The following is a 20,455-nucleotide window of genomic DNA, read 5'->3' on the forward strand; positions in this document are numbered from 1 at the left end:
CCCTGATAAGGACACAGCACATGACCGCGCACTATCCCCGTTACCTCCAGCTAAAACAGCAGCACCCGAAGAAATATGCGCGCGATCTGGCCGCCATGATGGATATCAGTGAAGCGGAACTGACAGCCGCTCGCGTCGGCCATCAGGCGCAGCCGCTGCGCCCGGCGATGGCGCAACTGCTGCACGCGCTGGCGGCCGTGGGGGAAACCAAATGCATTACGCGCAATGAGTATGCGGTGCACGAGCAGCTGGGTACGTTCAGCAATATTCAGATCGGTGCCCACGCCGGTATTGTGCTCAACCCGCGTGCGCTCGACCTGCGCGTGTTCGTCAACCAGTGGGCCAGCGTCTTTCACCTGCAGGAGATGACCGGGCATGGCGAACGACAGAGCATCCAGTTCTTCGATCGGCAGGGTGACGCAGTGCTGAAAGTTTACGCCACCGATAACACCGATATGGGCGCCTGGCAGCAGCTGCTGAAGGATTATCACAGCGAACCGACCTCAGCGTTCAGCGTAGAACCGGCTGTGGCTGCGGCCAGCGCCAGTGAATTTGATGCTGAGCTGCTGGAGAGCGAATGGCGCGCGATGACCGACGTCCACCAGTTCTTCCGCCTGCTGAAAAAACACAGTGTCACGCGTCAACAGGCGTTCCGCGCGGTAAGCCACGATTTGGCGCAGCAGGTCAGCAATAGCTCGCTGGCCGCGCTGTTGGAAACGGTGCGTCAGGATGCTAACGAGATCATGATTTTTGTCAGCAACCGCGCCTGCACGCAGATCTTTACCGGCAGAATTGAGAAGCTGATGCCGATGCACAACTGGCTGAACATCTTCAATCCGGCCTTTACCCTGCACTTGCAGGAACAGCTGATTGCCGAAAGCTGGATTACCCGTAAACCTACCGCCGATGGCATCGTCACCAGCCTTGAACTGTTTGCCGCTGACGGCACGCAGATTGCCCAACTCTACGGCCAGCGCAGCGAAGGTCAGCCGGAGCAAATGCGCTGGCGGGAACAGCTGGCTACCCTCAGCGCTGAGGACGCCACCGTATGAAATTCCGACTGATTGCCCTGCTGGCCCTGCCGCTGGCCTTTTCTGCCGCCGCCGCGCAGCGTATCGTCAGTATCGGCGGTGATGTTACGCAGATTATCTACGCGCTCGATGCCCAACAGGAGCTGGTGGCTCGCGACAGCACCAGCCTGCATCCGGCGGTCGCCACGAAGCTGCCTGATGTCGGATATATGCGCATGCTGAACGCCGAAGGGATCCTGGCGCTGAAGCCGACGCTGGTGATCGCCAGCGAACTGGCTAAACCGGCGCTGGCACTGCAGCAGGTGGAACAGAACGGCGTCAAAGTGGTGGATGTGACCGGCAAAAATGAGATCTCCGCCATCAACGAGAAAATCCAGACCATTGCCGCCGCGCTGCACCGCGAGGAGCAGGGAGCGCTGTTGCAAAAGAGAGTGCGCAGCCAGCTGGCAAAAGTACCTGCGCAACAACTTCCGGTTAAGGTGCTGTTTATTCTGGCCCATCAGGGCATGGGAGCAATGGCTGCAGGCAGCGGGACATCGGCTGACGGCGCAATCCGTGCCGCCGGGCTGCAAAACGCCATGGCCAGCATCCAGCGCTATCAGCCGCTGTCGCAGGAGGGGGTCGTTGCCAGCGCACCGCAGCTGATCGTCGTTACCGTCGACGGTATCCGTACCCTTGGCGGCGAGGAAAATCTGTGGAAGCTGCCCGGTATCGCGCTGACGCCGGCCGCGAAAAACCGACAGCTGCTGGTCGTCGACGACATGGCCCTGCTCGGCTTTGGCATTGATACCCCGGCGGCGATCCTCAAACTGCGTCAGGCTGCGGAAGCCGTGCAATGATGTCAGTGCGCCACCTGCGCTGGCTCGGCGTATTGCTGCTGTCGCTGATGCTGCTCGGCATCGGCGCCGCTAACATCGGCGCGATGCATCTGTCGCTGCCGATGCTGTGGCATGCGGGCAGCGACAGCAGCCTGTGGCAGATCTGGTTCAGCATCCGTCTGCCGCGCGTGCTGCTGGCGGTTATCGTCGGCGGCGCGCTGGCGCTCTCCGGCTGCGTGATGCAGGGTCTGTTCCGTAATCCGCTGGCCGATCCCGGCCTGCTGGGGATTAGCAGCGGCGCGGCGCTGGCGGTTGCGCTCTCTATTGTGATGTCATTTTCCCTGCCCGGCGTGCTGACGCTCTATCTGCCGCTGCTGGCGGCCTTTATCGGCAGCATGGCAGTGACGCTGATCATTTTTCTACTCAGCCGCCAGGGCGTCAGCGGGTTAAGTCGCCTGCTGCTGGTGGGGATTGCAATCAATGCGCTGTGCGGCGCGGCGGTCGGGGTGCTCTCATGGATGAGCAATGACCAGCAGCTGCGCCAGCTGTCTCTGTGGGGTATGGGCAGCCTGGGGCAGGCGCAGTGGCCCACGGTGCTGGTTTGTGCCTCGGTAGTGCTGCCGTGCATGGTGCTGGTTCAGCGCCTCGCACGGCGCCTTAATCTGCTGCAGCTGGGTGAAGAAGAGGCGCACTATCTGGGCGTTGACGTGCCGCGCACTCAGCGCTATCTGCTGGTGCTCAGCGCACTGCTGGTGGCGGCCGCCGTGGCGGTCAGCGGGGTGATTGGCTTTATTGGCCTGGTGATGCCGCACCTGATGCGTTACTGCCTGGGCGGCGATCATCGCTGGCTGCTGCCCTCCTCCCTGCTAAGCGGGGCTATCCTGCTGCTGCTGGCAGATACGCTGGCGCGCACGCTGGTGGCCCCGGCGGAAATGCCGGTCGGGCTGCTGACCAGCCTGATCGGTGGCCCGTGGTTTCTGTGGCTGATCCTGCGCCGCCGAGGAGGGCTCAATGGCTGAAGCATTGACCGCGGAGGCGCTGAGCTATCAGCTCGGGCAGCGCTGGCTGATTGAAGAGGTGTCGCTGACGCTGCATCCGGGCGAGCTGGTCTCCCTTATCGGCCCCAACGGCGCGGGGAAATCGACGCTGCTGCGGCTGCTCACCGGCTTCCTGACGCCGCAGCAGGGCATTTGCACGCTAATGGGTGAGCCGCTGGCACACTGGTCTGCGGCCCGGCTGTCGCAGCAGCGGGCGGTGATGCGCCAGCAGAGCAGCATGGCCTTTCCGCTCAGCGTGAAGGAGGTGGTCGCGATGGGGCGCGCGCCGTGGCCGGGCAAACCGCTGCAGGCAGTGGTGGAGCAGGTGATGGCGCTGACCGGCTGCGACGGCCTGGCGCAGCGCGACTATCAGCAGCTTTCCGGCGGAGAACAGCAGCGGGTACAGCTGGCCCGGGCGCTGGCGCAGCTGTGGCAGCATAACGGCCCGCGCGGCTGGTTGTTCCTCGATGAACCCACCTCGGCACTGGATCTCTACCATCAGCAGCACCTGCTGCGCCTGCTCTACCAGCTCACGCGCCAGCATCCGCTCAGCGTCTGCTGCGTGCTGCACGATCTCAACCTGGCGTCACTGTGGTCGGATCGCGTGCTGCTGCTGGCGGAGGGACGTCTGGTGGCGCAGGGCACGCCGGAAGAGGTGCTGGAGGAAGCGACGCTGACGCGCTGGTATCAGGCCGATGTGATGGTGCACCCGCATCTGAGCGAAGGGGTGCCCCAGGTGTCGCTGCGCCGTTAGCTGGAGCAGCTCACTTCCAGTTTTTTGCCCCAGTCAGGTGGGCGGCGCGCCAGGTCAGCAAACTCTGGCGCGTCGTCAAACGGCTGCGACAGCGCCCGATGCAGGCGTGCCAGTACGCTGATATCGTCCTGCTCCGCCTGTTCTATCGCCTGCTGCGCCAGATAGTTGCGCAGCACAATCGCCGGATTAGCCTGCTTCATCGCCTGCTGGCGCTGCTCATCGCTGCACTCTTCCTGTAACAGACGCTGACGCCAGACGTTGTACCAGCTGTCGAACGCCTCACGATCGATAAATTCATCGCGCAGCGGGGAGCGTGACTGCTGCTGTTCGCTGCTGCTCAACAGACGGAAAGTGCGCGTATAGTCGCTGCCCTCTTTGGTCATCAGCGACAGCAGCCCGGTAAGAATATTGTTATCCTCTTTGCTGCGCGTTAGCAGCCCAAGCTTCGCACGCATTTTTTCACCCCAGGCGCGCATCAGCTCCGGTTCATAGCCCGCCAGCGCCTGTTTCAGCTGCCCGGCGCTCATCAGGCCGGAGAGCGCGTGCGCCAGGCGATTCAGGTTCCACAGCCCTACCATCGGCTGATTCTCAAAGCTGTAGCGCCCCTGGTGGTCCGAATGATTACAGATAAACTCCGGCTGATAGTCATCGAGGAAGCCATACGGCCCATAATCCAGCGTCAGGCCGAGGATCGACATATTGTCGGTATTCATCACCCCGTGGGCAAAGCCCACGCTCTGCCAGCCAGCAATCAGGCGCGCGGTGCGCTGCACCACATCGCTAAACCACAGCAGATATTTATCGGCTTCCTGCTGCAGATGCGGCCAGTGATGGCGGATTGCGTAGTCGGCGAGCTGGGTGACTTTTTCCTGCTGCCCAAGGTAGTAAAAGTGTTCGAAATGGCCAAAGCGCAGGTGGCTTTCCGCCACGCGCAGCAGCATGGCTCCGGGTTCGGTGGTTTCGCGATAGACCGGTTCATCGCTGGTCACCACCGTTAACGCGCGCGAAGTCGGAATACCCAGGTGGTGCATCGCCTCAGAAGCGAGAAACTCGCGCAGAGTGGAGCGCAGCACCGCACGGCCATCGCCCATGCGCGAATAGGGCGTCAGCCCCGCCCCTTTCAGATGCCAGTCGAATTTGCGTCCGTCATCCAGCTGCTGCTCACCCAGCAGCAGCCCACGCCCATCGCCGAGCTGCCCTGCCCAGACGCCGAACTGATGGCCGCTATAGACCTGTGCCAGCGGCTGCATTCCGGGCATCAGCTTTTCACCGCTCCATAAACCTGGGTTATCTGGGGTAAACAGCGCTGCCTCCAGCCCCAGCTCCTGCGCCAGCTGCGCGCTGTGGTACAGCAGGCGGGGATTTTTTAACGGCGTGGGGGTTAATGCGGTGTAGCAACCGCTCAGCTCGTGAAACCAGGTGTTATTGAAATGCATGACGCCTCCGAAGCGCGGCCAGGAAGATCCCCGACAACGCTGTCAGTGTAAAGCGCGCGGCGGCGGCTAAACACAGAGGATTAGCAGGGTTATTGCAGCACGGGCTGCTGCAGTAAGTATGGCGGGTCCACCAAATGGCTCAACCCCTCTTCATCTACCGGGGGGAACAGCGCGCTCTGGATACCGTCGAAGGCAAAGTGGCGAATGCTTTGCAAGCCGCTGATATCGTCAACGCCCTGCACCACCACGGCGTGACAGTGCGGTTTGATATGGTCGAGAATTGCGCTGATAAAGGGCGGAAAAGAGCCGCGTTTAATATTGTGCTGAATAAATCCCCGGTCCAGCTTAATGCGATAGAAAAGATTGTCAAAAACGGCTTTTGACGTGGCTTTTCCAGCACCATAATTATTCAGACTTAAGTGAAAATGTTGACTCAAGCCCTGCAGGCAGGGATTGTTTTTACCCCCAGCGATATCTGGAAAACTTTCACTAATTTCCAATTCAATACAATCCAGCTGGTTCATTTTTTTAATCAGAAAGTCACTTGCGAGGATGGTTTCTGCCAGTCGCTCATCAATATTTATAGCCACATTTATATTATGGCTACTAAAGAAAGCGTAATGCTTCTCAATAATATTAATCTGATCCTGCAATAGCAGGACGCGTTGATGTTCATTTAACTGTGGTATCAAAATCTCCTGCGGGATGACCACGTTGGCCTGCGCATGAGCAAAGTGTGTCAACATTTCAACAGCAGCCAGCTGCCCGCCGGGCCGGTAAACCGGGCAGAATGCTGTAAAAGTTTTATAATCCGCTTCCAGATGGATTTTCATTTTATTCGCCATTATTAAGCGACACTCACCGCATCCGAGATCAACCAATCAGGCCAGGCCATTGAGCTCTGAGTCAGTTTCCATACAGAAATTCAGCTGTGGTGTGCTTATGCCTCTAATCCAGATCGTTACGCTAACACAAAACTGACATAATTCATCTAGTCAGAATCATTAGTCTGCTGATAGTTAATATCCTCTGCTGTTTTTGTTTACCCAGGCTTTACTAAAATATTGGTTAAGTGTCAGCGCGATAAAGACTTAAGGTAAATTGATCGGAGGGATATTTTTTAATCGCCCTGGCATTAATTATGGCAGCCTAAATCAAATGCTGCATAAAGCAGCACGATGAAAAAAAGGCCAGCAATAATTAAATACGACGCGCCTGCCAGAACACCTTACGCCAGTAAACGTTATCCAGCGACGAGCGGGTTACCCCCTGACTGGTAGAGGCGTGAATAAACTGGTTATCGGTATCATAGATACCAACATGCAAACCGTTCTCGCCGCTGCCAGTTTTAAAAAACACCAGGTCGCCGGGCAGCAGGTCATCTTTAGAGATACGGGTGCCGATATCGGTCTGGGCAGCGGTGGTGCGGGGTAATTGCAGATTAAAGCGCTCGCGGAAGGTCAGATAAACAAAGCCGGAACAGTCAACGCCACGTGGGCTCATCCCGCCATAGCGGTAAGGCGCACCGCGCCATTTGCCAAGCTGATCGTTGAGCTGCGCAATCACGGTGATGGAGTCCGAAAGACGGCTGTTGGGCACAGGGGCATGACTGCTGCAGCCTGCCAGAATAACAACAATTAGAACTAGCCAGTAGCGCATCACGGATCCCCTTCCCTGCAAACCAGTTTAATGTAGCGGTAAAATACCCTCGCTGGCAACTTATGCCCTGTCGTCAGCGCAGCGTGGTCAACATCTGCCGCCCTTCCACTTCAAGCAGGCGAAACGGAACCTGGTACAGGGCGCTGAGATTAGCCGCTGTCAGCACCTCCTGCGCGCGGCCGACCAGTGCGCTCTGCCCCGGGCGCAATAGCCACACCCGGTCGGCAAAATGCAGCGAATGGTTGAGGTCGTGGCTGCTCATCACCACCGCGACACCGCGCGCGCTAATGGCAGAAATGAGGTCATCGAATGCCGCCTGCTGAGCGATATCCAGTCCGGTCAGCGGCTCATCGAGCAGCAGCAGCTTGCCTTCAGACTGGCTGAGCTGCAGCAGTACGGCGGCCAGCCGCACGCGCTGCCACTCTCCGCCGGAGAGCTGATGCAGCGCGCGCTGAAGTTTGTCGGCCAGCTGGAGCTTCTCTGCCAGCGCCAGTAGCACGCTGCTGCTCTGTTCCAGAGTTTGCTGCGCGTGTATGCGCAGATAGTGCCAGACCGGCATCTCCCCCGGCGGCGGCTGTTGCTGCGCCAGGTAAGCCCGCTGGCGTGCCAGCGCAGCGCCGTGCCAGTCGCTTAGCCGCTGCCCGGCAAAGCGGATCTCGCCCGCCGTGCTGAGCAGCCCGGCCAGGGCAGCCAGCAGAGAGCTTTTTCCGGCACCGTTGGGGCCAACCAGGTGAATCACCTGTCCTGCCGCTACCTGCGCGCTAAATGGGGTCAGGCGCCCGGCAAGCGCAGCGCCTGAAATCTCCAGCAGCATCTATTTTGTCAGAGCCTGGTTAATGGCGGCAGTCAACGTCGGATCGTTCGGCTCCATATCCGGTGAGAAACGCGCAATAACCTGACCATCGCGGCCAATCAGGAATTTTTCAAAATTCCACAGAATATCACCGACCTGCTTCGGCGCGCGGCCTTTGCTCTCCATACGCTCGAGGAAACCACTGCCTTCAGGGCGTTGCGCCACCGGCTGTGCGGCCACCAGCTGACTGTAAAGCGGGTGGCGCTGCGGGCCATTGACCTCGATCTTGCTGAACATCGGGAAGGTGACGCCATAAGTGGTACTGCAGAAGGTTTTGATCTCCTCCTCACTGCCCGGCTCCTGCTCCAGAAACGCATTGCAGGGGAAGCCCAGCACGGTCAGTCCCCTGGCATGCAGCGTCTTTTGCAGATTCTCCAGCTGCTCGTAGTGCGGCGTCAGGCCGCATTTTGAAGCAACGTTCACCACCAGCAGCACATCACCCTGCCACTGGGCCAGCGTGGTTTTTTCACCGTCGAGCGTGACCAGTTCTGTATCAAAGATGCTCATAGCGTTTTTCCTGTTTCAATGAGGAGACAACAGCCGTATGGCTGTTAACGGTTGCTCAATAATAGCCAGATAAATACCGGCGCGCCCAGCGTGGCGGTGACAACGCCAATCGGCAGCTCGGCCGAAGTGAGCGCTACGCGCGCAATAATATCCGCCGCCAGCAGCACGCCAGCTCCGGCCAGCGCACAGCCGGGCAGCAGAATACGATGATCGCTCAGCCCATTGAGCCGCAGAATATGCGGGATCACCAGGCCGACAAAGCCTATCGCGCCTGCCAGCGCCACGCTGACACCGACCAGCCAGCCGATAGCCATTACCAGCAGGTTACGCCACAGCACCAGCGGCAGCCCGAGCTGGCGGGCAGAAACCTCCCCCAGCGCCAGCAGGTTCAATACCCGCGCCCGGCCGCTTAACCACAGCAGCACCGGCATGAATGCCAGCATCAGCCAGCCATAGCGCCAGTCAACGCCGCTAAATCCCCCCATCATCCAGTACATCAGCTGGCGCAGATCGAGATTACTGCTGAAATAGACGGCCCAGGTCATCAGGGCACTACAGATTATCCCCAGCGCCACGCCGGCCAGCAGCAGTCGGCTGGTCGACAGCTGGCGTCTTGCCAGGCGCAGCAGGATGAGGGTTACCAGCAATGCACCGCAGATGGCGGCCAGGCTCATCATCCACGGACTGTTGCTGCCGGTGAAAATGCACAGCACCAGCCCGACGCCGGCACCACCGGACACGCCGAGCAGGCCCGGCTCTGCCAGCGGATTAGTAAACAGCGCCTGCATGGCTGCGCCGGCCACCGCCAGTGCGGCACCAACCAGCATGACCGCCAGCGAGCGCGGCAGGCGCAGCTGCCAGACAAACAGCTGACCATCAGGCGTTAACCACTGCGTTGGCGCTATCCAGCGTTCGCCCGCACACAGGCTGATAATAAGCAGGATCAGACAGAACAGCAGCAGTCCGCTCAGCCAGACTGTTGCCCGGCGTTGCGCAGCCGATATCTGTTGAGAGAGCAGAGTCATAGCCGACGTTTTATAGGGAAAACAGGGGTTTGATTGTAGAGGTAAATCAGCAAAAAGAAAGAGCCAGCTTGGCTGGCTCTTGATGATCAGTGACGGTCACCCTGCTGTGGCGGCCGCGGGTGATGAGCGCGATCTTCGCCCTGCGGTCTGCCATTGTGGTGCGGCGGCGCACTGTGGTGTGGCTGCGGACGATGCTGCGGCGGTCGCGGGGGGGCGTGGTGATACGCCGGCCGCGGCGGCGGTGGCGGCCTGCGCACGGGGGGATGACGCTGCCAGCCGCGACCATTCCAGTAGTCACCACGCGGACCTCGCTCGCCCCAGTGGCGGTTCTGGTGGTCGTGCCACCAGCGCGGCGCTCGCCAGTCATATCCGTCCCAGTAGTAACCGCGCGTATCGCGGTCCCCTAAATGAATGCTGACGCCCGGCGAGCGGATATCAATGCCAACGGCAGCTTCGGCCATCAGCGGCGCGCCTGCCAGCAGGCACAGTAACAATACGATTTTTTTCATCAGGCTGACCTCCCGTCATGTCATGGCAGTGTTATAGCAATTGCTTATGAAGATCACTATCAGCCCGGGATGATTTACCGTTTACTTTCTAATAACTTACGCAGGCTTAACAGTATGGAGGGATTGTGAAGGGTATAATCAGGGGTTTTGCCCTAATCGGCTAAAACAGACAGTAAGGAAAAAGGCCGCTTGCGCGGCCTTTTGAATGGCGGAAATCAGTCTTCTTTCGGCGAGGCGTTCTCAACCCGGCTTTTAAGTTTCTGTCCCGGTCGAAACGTCACAACCCGGCGAGCCGTAATGGGAATATCTTCACCCGTTTTGGGGTTACGTCCCGGACGTTGATTTTTGTCGCGAAGGTCGAAGTTGCCAAATCCTGACAGTTTGACCTGTTCACCGTTCTCCAAAGCACGACGCACTTCTTCAAAAAACAGTTCTACCAGCTCTTTGGCATCCCGCTTGCTAAGCCCGAGCTTCTCAAACAGGTATTCAGACATTTCAGCTTTTGTAAGCGCCATAGGTTCAATCCCTCAAGGATGCTTGGAATCGCTCTTTCAGTGCCTCTACGCATTTTGCAACGGTAGCGGCAATCTCCTCTTCTTCGAGTGTCCGGCTGGTATCTTGCAAAATCAGGCTGATAGCGAGGCTCTTAAAACCATCATTTACGCCCTTACCACGGTACACGTCAAACAAGTTTACGCCAACTACCTGATTTACGCCAACTTTCTTACACTCTGCGATGATATCTGCTGCTGGCACGTTTTCTGCCACCACCACGGCGATATCTCGGCGGTTCGCCGGGAAGCGTGAAATGCTGCTGGCATCAGGCAGGACGCGGTCTGCAACCTTGTCCCACAGCAGTTCGAACACCACCGTACGGCCGTTAAGATCCAGTTTACGTTCAAGTTCCGGGTGCACCACACCGATGAATCCGATGTGTTCGCCGCGTAAAATAATTTGTGCGCTCTGCCCTGGATGCAGTGCTGGATTAGCCGCTGCCACAAACTGAATCTCGTCCAGCTTGCCCGTTAACTCCAGTACCGATTCCAAATCACCTTTCAAATCATAGAAGTCTACTGCGTTACGCGCCAGATCCCAGTGCTCTTCATTGCGATGCCCGCTGATAACACCCGCCAGCATAACATCCTGACGGATGCCGAGGTTTGCCTGAGTATCAGGGACAAAGCGCAGCCCGCTCTCAAACAGACGTACGCGTGACTGCTGACGATTCTGGTTATACGCCACCGCACCCAGCAGACCACTCCACAGCGACAGACGCATTGCAGACATCTCTACCGAGATTGGGCTAGGCAGCACCAGGTTCTCTTCACCCGGGTGCAGCAGCGCCTGAATTTTGGGGTCAACGAAGCTGTAAGTGATGGCTTCCTGATAGCCTTTATCCACCAGCAGCGCCTTAACACGCTTCAGGGAGAGGTTAGCTTCACGGTGTTTGGTCATCACCAGACCCGCCTGTACCGGCACGTCAGGAATGTTGTCGTAGCCGTATACGCGGGCCACTTCTTCCACCAGATCTTCTTCAATAGCGAGATCGAAACGCCAGCCTGGCGCAACCGCCTGCCACTGACCGTTTCCTTCCGTCACTTCGCAACCGAGGCGACGCAGAATATCACTCACTTCCTCATCGGCAATCACGTGGCCAATCAGGCGGTCCAACTTTTCACGACGCAGCGTAATGGTCGCACGCTGTGGCAAGGCTGACTCGGTCGTCACATCAATGACCGGGCCAGCTTCACCGCCGCAAATTTCCAGCAGCAGCGCGGTGGCGCGTTCGATAGCTTTATGCTGCAGAGCCGGATCCACGCCACGCTCATAGCGGTGAGACGCATCGGTATGCAGGCCGTGACGGCGTGCGCGGCCGGTAATGGAGAGCGGGCTGAAGAAGGCACACTCGAACAGCACGTTCTGCGTCTCTTCATTTACGCCAGAGTGTTCGCCGCCGAAAATCCCGCCCATGGCCAGCGCTTTGCTGTGATCAGCAATCACCAGCGTGTCGCTTTTCAGGGTAGCTTCGTTGCCGTCCAGCAGGGTCAGCTTCTCACCCTCTTCCGCCAGGCGTACCACGATGCCACCGTCAATGCGGTCAAGGTCGAAGGCGTGCATCGGCTGGCCGAGCTCAAGTAAAACATAGTTGGTGATATCCACCACCGGATCGATCGAGCGGATGCCGCAGCGGCGCAGTTTTTCTTTCATCCACAGCGGGGTAGCGGCTTTGACGTTAATACCTTTCACCACACGACCGAGGTAGCGCGGGCAGGCTTCTGGCGCATCAACACGAATTGGCAAAGTATCCGCCAGCGTGGCTGCAACCGGTGCGATGTCGGGAGCGTTCAACGGCAGCTTGTTGAGCACGGCCACGTCACGCGCCACGCCGATAATGCCCAGGCAGTCGGCACGGTTTGGCGTGACGCTGATCTCAATCGTGTTGTCATCCAGCTGCAGATATTCGCGGATGTCGGTGCCAACGGTGGCATCCAGCGGCAGCTCAATGATGCCCTCATGATCGTCGGAAATACCCAGCTCGGAGAACGAGCACAGCATACCTTCAGAAGGCTCACCGCGCAGCTTAGCCGCTTTGATTTTGAAATCACCCGGCAGCACTGCGCCGACGGTCGCCACGGCCACTTTCAGACCCTGACGGCAGTTGGGTGCGCCACAGACGATATCCAGCAGGCGATCGCCGCCGACGTTAATTTTGGTCACGCGCAGCTTGTCGGCATTCGGGTGCTGACCGCACTCGACCACTTCGCCCACGACTACACCGTGAAAAGCACCGGCAACGGCTTCAACGCCGTCTACTTCCAGGCCTGCCATAGTGATTTGATCGGACAGGGCTGCACTGTCAATGGCCGGGTTGACCCATTCACGTAACCAGAGTTCACTGAATTTCATTGGTTTTACCCGCCCTTATTTAAACTGTTTGAGGAAACGTAAATCATTTTCGAAGAAGGCGCGCAGGTCGGTCACGCCATAGCGCAGCATGGTCAGACGTTCCATCCCCATACCAAAGGCGAAGCCTGAGTACACTTCCGGGTCAATGCCAACATTGCGCAGTACGTTCGGGTGCACCATGCCACAGCCCAGCACTTCCAGCCACTTGCCGTTTTTACCCATCACATCCACTTCGGCGGACGGTTCGGTGAACGGGAAGTAGGACGGACGGAAGCGTACCTGCAGGTCTGCTTCAAAGAAGTTGTTCAGGAAGTCGTGCAGCGTGCCCTTCAGATTGGTGAAGCTGATGCCCTTATCGACAATCAATCCTTCCATCTGGTGGAACATTGGGGTGTGAGTCTGATCGTAATCGTTACGATAGACGCGGCCCGGGGCAATAATGCGGATCGGCGGCTGCTGATCTTTCATGGTGCGGATCTGCACGCCAGAAGTCTGGGTACGCAGCAGGCGGGTGGCATCAAACCAGAAGGTATCGTGATCCGCACGCGCCGGGTGGTGCCCGGGAATATTCAGCGCATCGAAGTTGTGATAGTCATCTTCAATTTCCGGACCGGTTGCCACGGAGAAGCCCAGCTCACCGAAGAAGGTCTCGATGCGGTCAATGGTGCGCGTTACCGGATGCAGACCGCCGTTCTCAATGCGGCGGCCCGGCAGCGAGACATCAATCGTCTCCTGCGCCAGGCGGGCATTCATCACGGCGGACTCCAGCGAATTCTTCTGCGCGTTAAGCGCCTCCTGAACCTGCTGCTTTGCTTCGTTAATCACTGCACCCGCCGCCGGACGGTCTTCCGCTGGCAGTTCACGCAGGGTTGTCATCTGGAGCGTTAGATGCCCTTTTTTACCCAGGTATTCGACGCGAACGTTATCTAACGCGGCGACATCCTGAGCATCATTGATAGCGGCTTTCGCGCTCGCCACCAGGTCTGCGAGATGTGACATGCTTTCCTCTTCTTCCAGCCACCGTGGCCGGTCTGTTATTTGTCAGGACGAGTAGCCGCCCAATAGTCGATGTGTTTCGAGCGCTAAAACGAAAAAAGCCTCCACGAGGGAGGCTTTCAGCGCGATTTTTCGTTTCTTTTCTTTGCGCAAAAGCCCCCGATAGTCAGGCGCTAAAGTAAAAAAAGAAACGGAAAATAGCATTCATGGTGGCGTTACCTTGTTGCGGTTAAGACGGCTCTATTGAAATCTTAACAGGCAGAAAAGTCAATCTTTTCAGACAATAAAAAAGAGGGAGACAAGCTCCCTCTTCCAACTGGCTTACGCCAGAGCTGATTTCGCTTTTTCTACCAGAGCAGCAAATACTGCTTTGTCGAATACGGCGATGTCAGCCAGAATCTTACGGTCGATTTCGATCGAAGCCTTTTTCAGGCCATTGATGAAACGGCTGTAAGACATACCGTTAGTGCGAGCTGCTGCGTTGATACGCGCAATCCACAGCTGACGGAACTGACGCTTACGCTGACGACGGTCACGGTAAGCATACTGACCAGCTTTAATTACAGCCTGGAAGGCAACGCGGTAAACACGTGAACGTGCACCGTAATAGCCTTTAGCTTGTTTTAAGATTTTCTTGTGACGTGCGCGAGCAACTACACCACGTTTTACACGAGCCATTTAGCTCTCCTGTTTAATATTCTGTTAAAAAAAAATTTACTTATGCGTACGGCAGGCAGGCAATAACCAGACCCAGATCGCCTTTAGACACCATGCCTTTCGGACGCAGGTGGCGTTTACGCTTAGTAGATTTTTTAGTCAGAATATGACGCAGGTTAGCGTGTTTACGCTTGAAGCCGCCACCGGCGGTCTTCTTGAAGCGCTTGGCCGCGCCACGTACAGTTTTAATCTTTGGCATTTGAAAAAATATCCACTTCGCATTGTTAATAAAATGAACCAGACAGGCGAATCTCACCGCGCACCGAAGCGCGCGGCAGGATTACTTTAGGGCCTACTGCCTCTTCTTGGGAGCGAGCACCATAATCATCTGACGACCTTCGATCCTTGTAGGGAACGATTCGACCACTGCCAGATCAATATCTTCACACAGATCTTTACGGACGCGGTTAAGCACTTCCATACCGATCTGCTGGTGCGCCATCTCACGACCGCGGAAACGCAGTGTGATCTTGGCTTTATCGCCATCTTCCAGAAAGCGAATCAGGTTGCGTAGTTTTACCTGATAGTCGCCATCATCGGTACCAGGACGGAATTTAATTTCCTTAACCTGGATAACTTTTTGCTTTTTCTTCTGTTCCTTAGAAGATTTGCTTTTTTCATAAAGGAACTTGCCGTAGTCCATAACACGACAAACGGGCGGTTCGGCGTTAGGGCTGATCTCGACAAGATCAACACCTGCTTCTGCAGCTTTTTCTAAAGCTTCATCCAGACTGACAATACCAATCTGTTCGCCATCGACGCCTGTCAGACGAACCTCAGTGGCGCGAATTTCTCTGTTAATGCGATTAGGACGCGCCGGTTGAACTCGTTTTCCGCCTTTAATACTTTATTCCTCCAATTGATGAAGATTGCGACTGCGGATTTCATCCTGCAGCTTCGCGATCACTTCGTTTACGTCCATGCTTCCCAGGTCTTTACCGCGGCGGGTGCGAACGGCCACTTTGCCAGCTTCCACCTCTTTATCACCACAGACCAACATGTAAGGGACACGACGTAAAGTATGCTCGCGGATTTTAAAGCCAATCTTCTCGTTTCTCAAGTCCGCTTTTGCACGAATGCCCGCATTCTGCAATTTTCGGGTCAATTCTGCAACATATTCGGACTGGCCATCGGTGATATTCATCACCACAACTTGTAGTGGAGCAAGCCAGGTCGGGAAGAAACCGGCATATTCTTCGGTTAAAATCCCGATAAAGCGCTCCATGGACCCCAGGATTGCGCGGTGAATCATCACCGGAACCTGACGTTCATTACTTTCACCCACATACGAGGCGCTCAGGCGGCCCGGCAGCGAGAAGTCCAGCTGCACAGTACCACACTGCCATGCACGGTCGAGACAGTCATGCAGGGTAAACTCAATTTTAGGACCGTAGAAAGCGCCCTCGCCCGGCTGATATTCGAACGGAATGTTGTTCTCTTTCAGCGCGGCCGCCAGGTCCGCTTCTGAGCGGTCCCACAGGTCGTCGGTGCCGATACGCTTCTCTGGACGCGTAGAGAGTTTCACCACGATCTTTTCAAAGCCGAAGGTGCTGTACATGTCGTACACCATCTTAATGCAGCTGTTGACCTCGTCGCGCACCTGCTCTTCAGTACAGAAGATATGGGCATCATCCTGAGTAAAGCCGCGTACGCGCATCAGGCCGTGCAGTGCGCCCGACGGCTCATTACGGTGACAGCTACCAAACTCTGCCATACGCAGGGGTAAATCACGGTATGATTTTAGACCCTGATTGAAAATCTGCACGTGGCCCGGGCAGTTCATCGGCTTAATGCAGTATTCACGGTTTTCTGAAGAGGTGGTAAACATCGCCTCTTTGTAGTTTTCCCAGTGGCCGGTTTTTTCCCACAGCACGCGGTCCATCATGAACGGACCTTTTACTTCCTGGTAGTCATACTCTTTCAGCTTGGTGCGGACAAACACTTCCAGCTCGCGGAAGATAGTCCAGCCGTCGTTGTGCCAGAACACCATGCCAGGCGCCTCTTCCTGCATATGATACAGGTCGAGCTGCTTACCGATTTTACGGTGATCGCGCTTCGCCGCTTCTTCCAGACGCAGCAGATAGGCCGCCAGCTGCTTTTTGTCGGCCCAGGCGGTGCCGTAAATACGCTGCAACATTTTATTGTTGCTGTCGCCACGCCAGTAAGCGCCAGAAATTTTCTGTAGCTTGAAGTGGTGGCAGAAACGCATATTCGGCACGTGCGGACCCCGGCACATGTCGACATACTCTTCGTGATGATACAGGCCAGGACGGTCGTCACGGCTGATATTTTCATCAAGGATGGTCATTTTGTAAGTTTCGTCGCGCGCAGCGAAAGCGTCACGCGCTTCCTGCCAGCTGACTTTCTGCTTAACAACGTCGTAATTGGTCTCTGCCAGCTGGTGCATACGCTTTTCCAGCAGGTCGATATCTTCCTGGGTCAGCGTGCGGTCAAGGTCAACGTCGTAGTAAAAACCGTTGTCGATAACCGGGCCGATAGCCATTTTGGTATCCGGCCACAGCTGTTTAATCGCGTGCCCTAACAGGTGCGCACAGGAGTGACGAATAATTTCCAGACCGGCTTCGTCTTTAGCGGTGATGATTGCAACATTGGCGTCTTCGGTGATCGGGTCAACCGCATCCACCAGTTCACCATTCACACGGCCAGCAATACAGGCTTTCGCCAGGCCAGGACCGATGTCGAGGGCAATATCCATCACGCTGACGGCGTGGTCAAAAGAGCGCTGGCTTCCATCAGGAAGAGTAATTACAGGCATGAAACATCCTTAATTGCAGTGGTAACCCACACGTAAGATTACATGCAAACATAGTTTGAGAGTTCCGGGCTGGCAGGCTGTCTGACCCACATTGTCGGATTGCCGCCGCCCTTGATAGCTGCGCAATACACAGCAAGGCAAGCATAATAACATCTTTAGGATCAGAGAGAAACCGCGCAGGGAGATGCTGGCAGAATAAGGCAGGAATGACGGGCCGCCCGCAGGCAGCCCGCAAAGCAATTACATCGCGTAAGAGAGCGTGATGGTGGTTTTGGTATCGGTATGATCGGGCGCTGACTCAGGTGGATTCTGGTTCCAGGTCACGTTGTAAGCCATCTTCAGGGCGAAATGTTCGTTAATCGCTACCTGCAGACCGGTTTCGGAGTTGACGGTAGTATCGTCGCTACCCAGTACGGAAACACCCTGAACGAACTTGGTGGTGTCCGTCAGCTGCCACTGATAGCTCAGTGCGCCATAGGCCAGAGCCTGGGTCTCATGGCCACCTTCATGGTAGTCGTCATAACGCACACCAGGACCGGCTTCCACACGCAGCGAGTGCACCGGGCCGTTCAGCAGCTGGCGACCGTAACCGGCAGCAAGAATAGAACGACCGTCGTAACCGTTGAAGCGGTCGCTTAACCAGCTCGCCTGGCCGAACAGGTAGTCAGCGCTGTTGATGTTATAACGCGTACGGCCACCGACCTGATAGGTCTCGGATGAACGCTCATCATTAGACGAGGTATTGCTGGCGTTGCCCCACAGGCTGTAAGCAAAACTTGGGGTATACCATGTCAGGTTGGTGTTCGCCGTTGCGGAAGAACTGGTGGTGTTACCGGACTGAGCCATATAGCCCGCAGCCGCGTTACCTTCAAAATCTTTCTTCGCTGTAGAAGGGTCATCCATAACCGTGAAGACGTTGTTATCCGCCAGGGCTTGTTGACACAGTGCTCCCCCGGAGAGCAGAAGAACTACAGACAGCTTATTAAGCGCTTTCATTTAAATGTGACCCGTACGACAGTTTTAAAAAGAGGGAGTCTGAAGCGTTTTGAAGGACGATCAACGCAATTTACGGTAATAATCGTAAGAAATTGTTAATCCGCTCTTTTTCCAAAGCATCATGACCAAACTACCCTTCGAATAGGAACATTCCCATTAACGGCGCGCATTATAATGGGTAAATGATGAAAAAACACCTGGCTGTCAATAAGATTTAGCTCTAGCAAAGGACGAATTTATCGCCCTGCAGCCAGTATATGTAAGTAAATATTAATACCAGCATTCGCCCATCCGCTGCGCAACCAGCGGCTTTACGTCTTCTTAACGTAAAACGCGCAGAAAAGAGATCCGCCCTCGGCTTTGCTAGCGCCCTTGCGTGAATTCACCGCACCGACTGCGACAGTGAACTACGATTGAGGGGCGCTTTATCACATTGAGGTAAATCATGAATAGCCAATCAGTTGAACAGTTTGTTGTCACCTTCCGCTACCAGGAAAAAGGGCTCTCTGACCTGCTGGAGTTAAATAGCGCCCTGCTCAGTGCCGGGTTCAGCACCACGCTCAACGACAGCGAGGGCCATCCACACGAATTAGGCACCAACAGCTTCGGCATCACCAGCGCGATGGAGCCGGAAGAGATTGCGCAGCAGGCGCGCAGCGCGGGAGAATTGGTGCTCGGTGATGCACCGGAGGTGGACGTGCAGCGCTGGGAGGAGTTCCAGCAGCAGCTTAAACGCTAACTTTCTGTAAATATGATGCAATGCCGTGCGCCAGTGGGTATTTTGGTTATTCTTTAAGCGTTATCATCGTCGAATCACAGCGAAAAAGAGGAGTGTCCTATGTGGTCAGCCATCGGTCGTCTGTTGAGTGAGCAACTGGGTCCGGCAGAAATTAGCGGACGCAGCGAGTTGCCGGGCGGTGAGGTCCATGCTGCCTGGCTGCTGCAATACGGTGAGCACCAGGTGTTTGTGAAGTGTAACCAGCGCGAGATGCTCGATCTCTTCAGCTGGGAAGCGGATCAGCTCCAGCTGCTGGCGCGTACCCATACGGTGCGCGTGCCGGAAGTGTACGGCGTTGGCAGCGACCGCGAGACCAGCTTTCTGCTGCTGGAATACATCAAGCCGACGCCGCTCAATGCCGATTCTGCTTTCCAGCTTGGCGTACAGCTGGCCCATCTTCACCAGTGGAGTGAACAGCCGCAGTTTGGGCTGGACTTCGACAATAATATTACCACCTCTCCTCAGCCCAACAGCTGGCTGAAACGCTGGTCGGTGTTCTTTGCTGAACAGCGCATCGGCTGGCAGCTGCAGCTCGCCGCTGAAAAGGGTATTCAGTATGGGGATATCGAGCTGATTGTGCACTGCGCGCAGACGGCCCTCGACGCCCATCACCCGCAGCCGTCGCTACTGCACGGCGATCTGTGGCCGGCGAACTGCGCGGGGAGTGACAGTGGTCCCTGGCTATTTGATCCAGCCTGCTACTGGGGCGATCGTGAGTGTGACCTGGCCATGCTACCGTGGTTCAGTCAGCTGCCGGGGCAGATTTTCGAGGGTTATCAGTCGGTGTGGCCGCTACCTTGCGGCTTCTCACAGCGTCAGCCGATTTATCAGCTCTACTATCTGCTGAACCGCGCCAATGTCTTCGGCGGCAGCTGGCTTGGGGAGGCACAGCGTGCGGTAGGCACCCTGTTAGATGTGGACGATTTGGCTAAACAGCACGCGCGTCCGGCCTGAGATAAGCCCGGGCGGGGCACCTTCCCCCGCCCGCCATCCTCAGTAGATAAACCCGGCCAGCTTCAGCACGAAGTAGCCCGCTACGGCGATGATAATCGGCAGGACGTACAGCGGGAATATTTGCAGGAAAATGGTGTGGCGCGGCACCACAATCCTCTCTTCCAGCTGCGCACGCGTGTGCCCTTCTGTACCGCGCGCGTTCTCCAGAATCAGCTGATCCTCAATCCCTTCACGCAGAAAGCGCGACTGGCGCCACATTCGCGCGCCGGAAGCCTGCAGAGCAAGGCCGACAAAAATCAGCACGTAGATAACCCAGAACAGCACGTTGCTGCCGTGATTAAAATCCGGTACCGGTGAGTTATTCCAGAAGCTGGAAAGAAAACCGGTGTTAAAACGGATCATCTCAATCATCACATGGGCAAAATCCTGCATCACCGCATTAATGCCCTCGCGCTTTTCCCGGCTTTTTTCCAGAAAACCCAGCAGGGAAATCAGCGTTGAGATCAGCGCGGGAATAAAGATAACCCAGCCCGCGACCCGCTTGATCACCGCCACTCTGCCAGCCTGTTGATAAGTCATGCCTTCTCCTGTCCATACGATGTCTGCGTGTCAGTCTACATTGAGTCGGCAAAAAGCGCCTGTAAAATGCGGTCACCAGCGCAGGATCCCGGCTAAACGCCGCTGCGATGATAATTTTTTCAG

General features: G+C 56.5%; 22 protein-coding genes, 1 pseudogene and 1 other annotated feature. Of the genes and pseudogenes, 6 read left to right on the forward strand and 17 right to left on the reverse strand.

Annotation, left to right across the window (positions count from 1 at the left end):
• The first annotated feature begins 20 nt into the window (after positions 1-20).
• From J2Y91_RS20355 to J2Y91_RS20370, 4 genes are read left to right on the forward strand one after another with little or no spacing between them, the layout of a single operon-like run.
• Complete coding sequence (locus J2Y91_RS20355) at positions 21-1,052, forward strand: hemin-degrading factor (RefSeq protein WP_133623507.1); 1,032 nt, start codon at positions 21-23, stop codon at positions 1,050-1,052.
• On the forward strand, positions 1,049-1,870 hold the full coding sequence (locus J2Y91_RS20360) for a heme/hemin ABC transporter substrate-binding protein (RefSeq protein WP_133623506.1): 822 nt from the start codon (positions 1,049-1,051) through the stop codon (positions 1,868-1,870). Before J2Y91_RS20355 ends, J2Y91_RS20360 begins: the two co-directional genes overlap by 4 nt.
• Positions 1,867-2,868, forward strand: coding sequence for a FecCD family ABC transporter permease (locus tag J2Y91_RS20365; protein WP_133623505.1), 1,002 nt, complete (start codon positions 1,867-1,869; stop codon positions 2,866-2,868). Before J2Y91_RS20360 ends, J2Y91_RS20365 begins: the two co-directional genes overlap by 4 nt.
• Positions 2,861-3,640, forward strand: a complete 780-nt coding sequence (locus J2Y91_RS20370; RefSeq protein WP_133623504.1) for a heme ABC transporter ATP-binding protein — start codon at positions 2,861-2,863, stop codon at positions 3,638-3,640. The genes J2Y91_RS20365 and J2Y91_RS20370 overlap by 8 nt, the downstream gene beginning before the upstream one ends.
• Here J2Y91_RS20370 and J2Y91_RS20375 read toward each other — a convergent pair.
• The 16 genes and pseudogenes from J2Y91_RS20375 to J2Y91_RS20450 form a co-directional block, all read right to left on the reverse strand.
• Positions 3,637-5,076 carry a protein adenylyltransferase SelO gene (locus J2Y91_RS20375; protein ID WP_133623503.1) on the reverse strand — a complete coding sequence of 480 codons (1,440 nt, stop codon included), beginning with the start codon at positions 5,074-5,076 and terminating at the stop codon, positions 3,637-3,639. The two genes, J2Y91_RS20370 and J2Y91_RS20375, sit on opposite strands and share 4 nt — an antisense overlap.
• Positions 5,077-5,165: 89 nt before the next feature.
• Positions 5,166-5,909, reverse strand: a complete 744-nt coding sequence (locus tag J2Y91_RS20380) for an EAL domain-containing protein (protein ID WP_133623502.1) — start codon at positions 5,907-5,909, stop codon at positions 5,166-5,168.
• Positions 5,910-6,276: 367 nt separating this feature from the next.
• Positions 6,277-6,735 (reverse strand): NlpC/P60 family protein, encoded by a 459-nt coding sequence (locus J2Y91_RS20385; RefSeq protein ID WP_133623501.1) that lies wholly within the window; start codon positions 6,733-6,735, stop codon positions 6,277-6,279.
• A 73-nt stretch (positions 6,736-6,808) separates the two neighbouring features.
• Positions 6,809-7,549, reverse strand: coding sequence for a vitamin B12 ABC transporter ATP-binding protein BtuD (btuD, locus tag J2Y91_RS20390; RefSeq protein WP_133623500.1), 741 nt, complete (start codon positions 7,547-7,549; stop codon positions 6,809-6,811).
• Positions 7,550-8,095, reverse strand: a complete 546-nt coding sequence (locus tag J2Y91_RS20395; protein WP_133623499.1) for a glutathione peroxidase — start codon at positions 8,093-8,095, stop codon at positions 7,550-7,552.
• Between the two features lie 44 nt (positions 8,096-8,139).
• Complete coding sequence (btuC, locus tag J2Y91_RS20400) at positions 8,140-9,120, reverse strand: vitamin B12 ABC transporter permease BtuC (protein ID WP_133623498.1); 981 nt, start codon at positions 9,118-9,120, stop codon at positions 8,140-8,142.
• 86 nt (positions 9,121-9,206) lie between these two features.
• Positions 9,207-9,629: a DUF2502 domain-containing protein gene (locus J2Y91_RS20405; RefSeq protein ID WP_133623497.1), complete on the reverse strand. Its 423-nt coding sequence runs from the start codon at positions 9,627-9,629 to the stop codon at positions 9,207-9,209.
• Between the two features lie 215 nt (positions 9,630-9,844).
• Positions 9,845-10,144, reverse strand: coding sequence for an integration host factor subunit alpha (gene ihfA / locus J2Y91_RS20410; RefSeq protein WP_017802142.1), 300 nt, complete (start codon positions 10,142-10,144; stop codon positions 9,845-9,847).
• Between the two features lie 4 nt (positions 10,145-10,148).
• Positions 10,149-12,536 (reverse strand): phenylalanine--tRNA ligase subunit beta, encoded by a 2,388-nt coding sequence (gene pheT, locus J2Y91_RS20415; RefSeq protein ID WP_133623496.1) that lies wholly within the window; start codon positions 12,534-12,536, stop codon positions 10,149-10,151.
• A 15-nt stretch (positions 12,537-12,551) separates the two neighbouring features.
• Complete coding sequence (pheS, locus tag J2Y91_RS20420) at positions 12,552-13,535, reverse strand: phenylalanine--tRNA ligase subunit alpha (protein ID WP_048916196.1); 984 nt, start codon at positions 13,533-13,535, stop codon at positions 12,552-12,554.
• An 88-nt stretch (positions 13,536-13,623) separates the two neighbouring features.
• Positions 13,624-13,749: a sequence feature (Phe leader region), on the reverse strand.
• Positions 13,699-13,740 (reverse strand): annotated as a pseudogene (pheM, locus tag J2Y91_RS20425) (pheST operon leader peptide PheM). It overlaps the preceding feature by 42 nt.
• A gap of 104 nt (positions 13,750-13,853) precedes the next feature.
• Complete coding sequence (rplT, locus tag J2Y91_RS20430) at positions 13,854-14,210, reverse strand: 50S ribosomal protein L20 (protein WP_062743499.1); 357 nt, start codon at positions 14,208-14,210, stop codon at positions 13,854-13,856.
• A 40-nt stretch (positions 14,211-14,250) separates the two neighbouring features.
• A complete protein-coding gene (gene rpmI / locus J2Y91_RS20435; RefSeq protein ID WP_005968897.1) occupies positions 14,251-14,448 on the reverse strand; it encodes a 50S ribosomal protein L35 in 198 nt (65 codons plus the stop codon).
• 93 nt (positions 14,449-14,541) lie between these two features.
• Entirely contained in the window at positions 14,542-15,093 is a 552-nt protein-coding gene (gene infC / locus J2Y91_RS20440) for a translation initiation factor IF-3 (protein WP_099754375.1), read from the reverse strand.
• 3 nt (positions 15,094-15,096) lie between these two features.
• Positions 15,097-17,025 carry a threonine--tRNA ligase gene (gene thrS / locus J2Y91_RS20445; RefSeq protein WP_048916199.1) on the reverse strand — a complete coding sequence of 643 codons (1,929 nt, stop codon included), beginning with the start codon at positions 17,023-17,025 and terminating at the stop codon, positions 15,097-15,099.
• Between the two features lie 240 nt (positions 17,026-17,265).
• Complete coding sequence (locus J2Y91_RS20450; protein ID WP_133623494.1) at positions 17,266-18,021, reverse strand: DUF481 domain-containing protein; 756 nt, start codon at positions 18,019-18,021, stop codon at positions 17,266-17,268.
• Between the two features lie 445 nt (positions 18,022-18,466).
• On the opposite strand from J2Y91_RS20450, the gene ghoS reads away from it, so the two are divergent.
• Complete coding sequence (gene ghoS / locus J2Y91_RS20455) at positions 18,467-18,760, forward strand: type V toxin-antitoxin system endoribonuclease antitoxin GhoS (protein ID WP_133623493.1); 294 nt, start codon at positions 18,467-18,469, stop codon at positions 18,758-18,760.
• A gap of 99 nt (positions 18,761-18,859) precedes the next feature.
• Entirely contained in the window at positions 18,860-19,753 is an 894-nt protein-coding gene (locus J2Y91_RS20460) for a fructosamine kinase family protein (protein ID WP_133623492.1), read from the forward strand.
• 39 nt (positions 19,754-19,792) lie between these two features.
• Here the strand turns inward: J2Y91_RS20460 and J2Y91_RS20465 are convergent, their stop codons facing one another.
• Positions 19,793-20,332 carry a YniB family protein gene (locus J2Y91_RS20465; RefSeq protein WP_048916214.1) on the reverse strand — a complete coding sequence of 180 codons (540 nt, stop codon included), beginning with the start codon at positions 20,330-20,332 and terminating at the stop codon, positions 19,793-19,795.
• Positions 20,333-20,455 lie beyond the last annotated feature (123 nt).

Source organism: Erwinia aphidicola (assembly GCF_024169515.1).
Classification (GTDB): Bacteria; Pseudomonadota; Gammaproteobacteria; order Enterobacterales; family Enterobacteriaceae; genus Erwinia; species Erwinia aphidicola.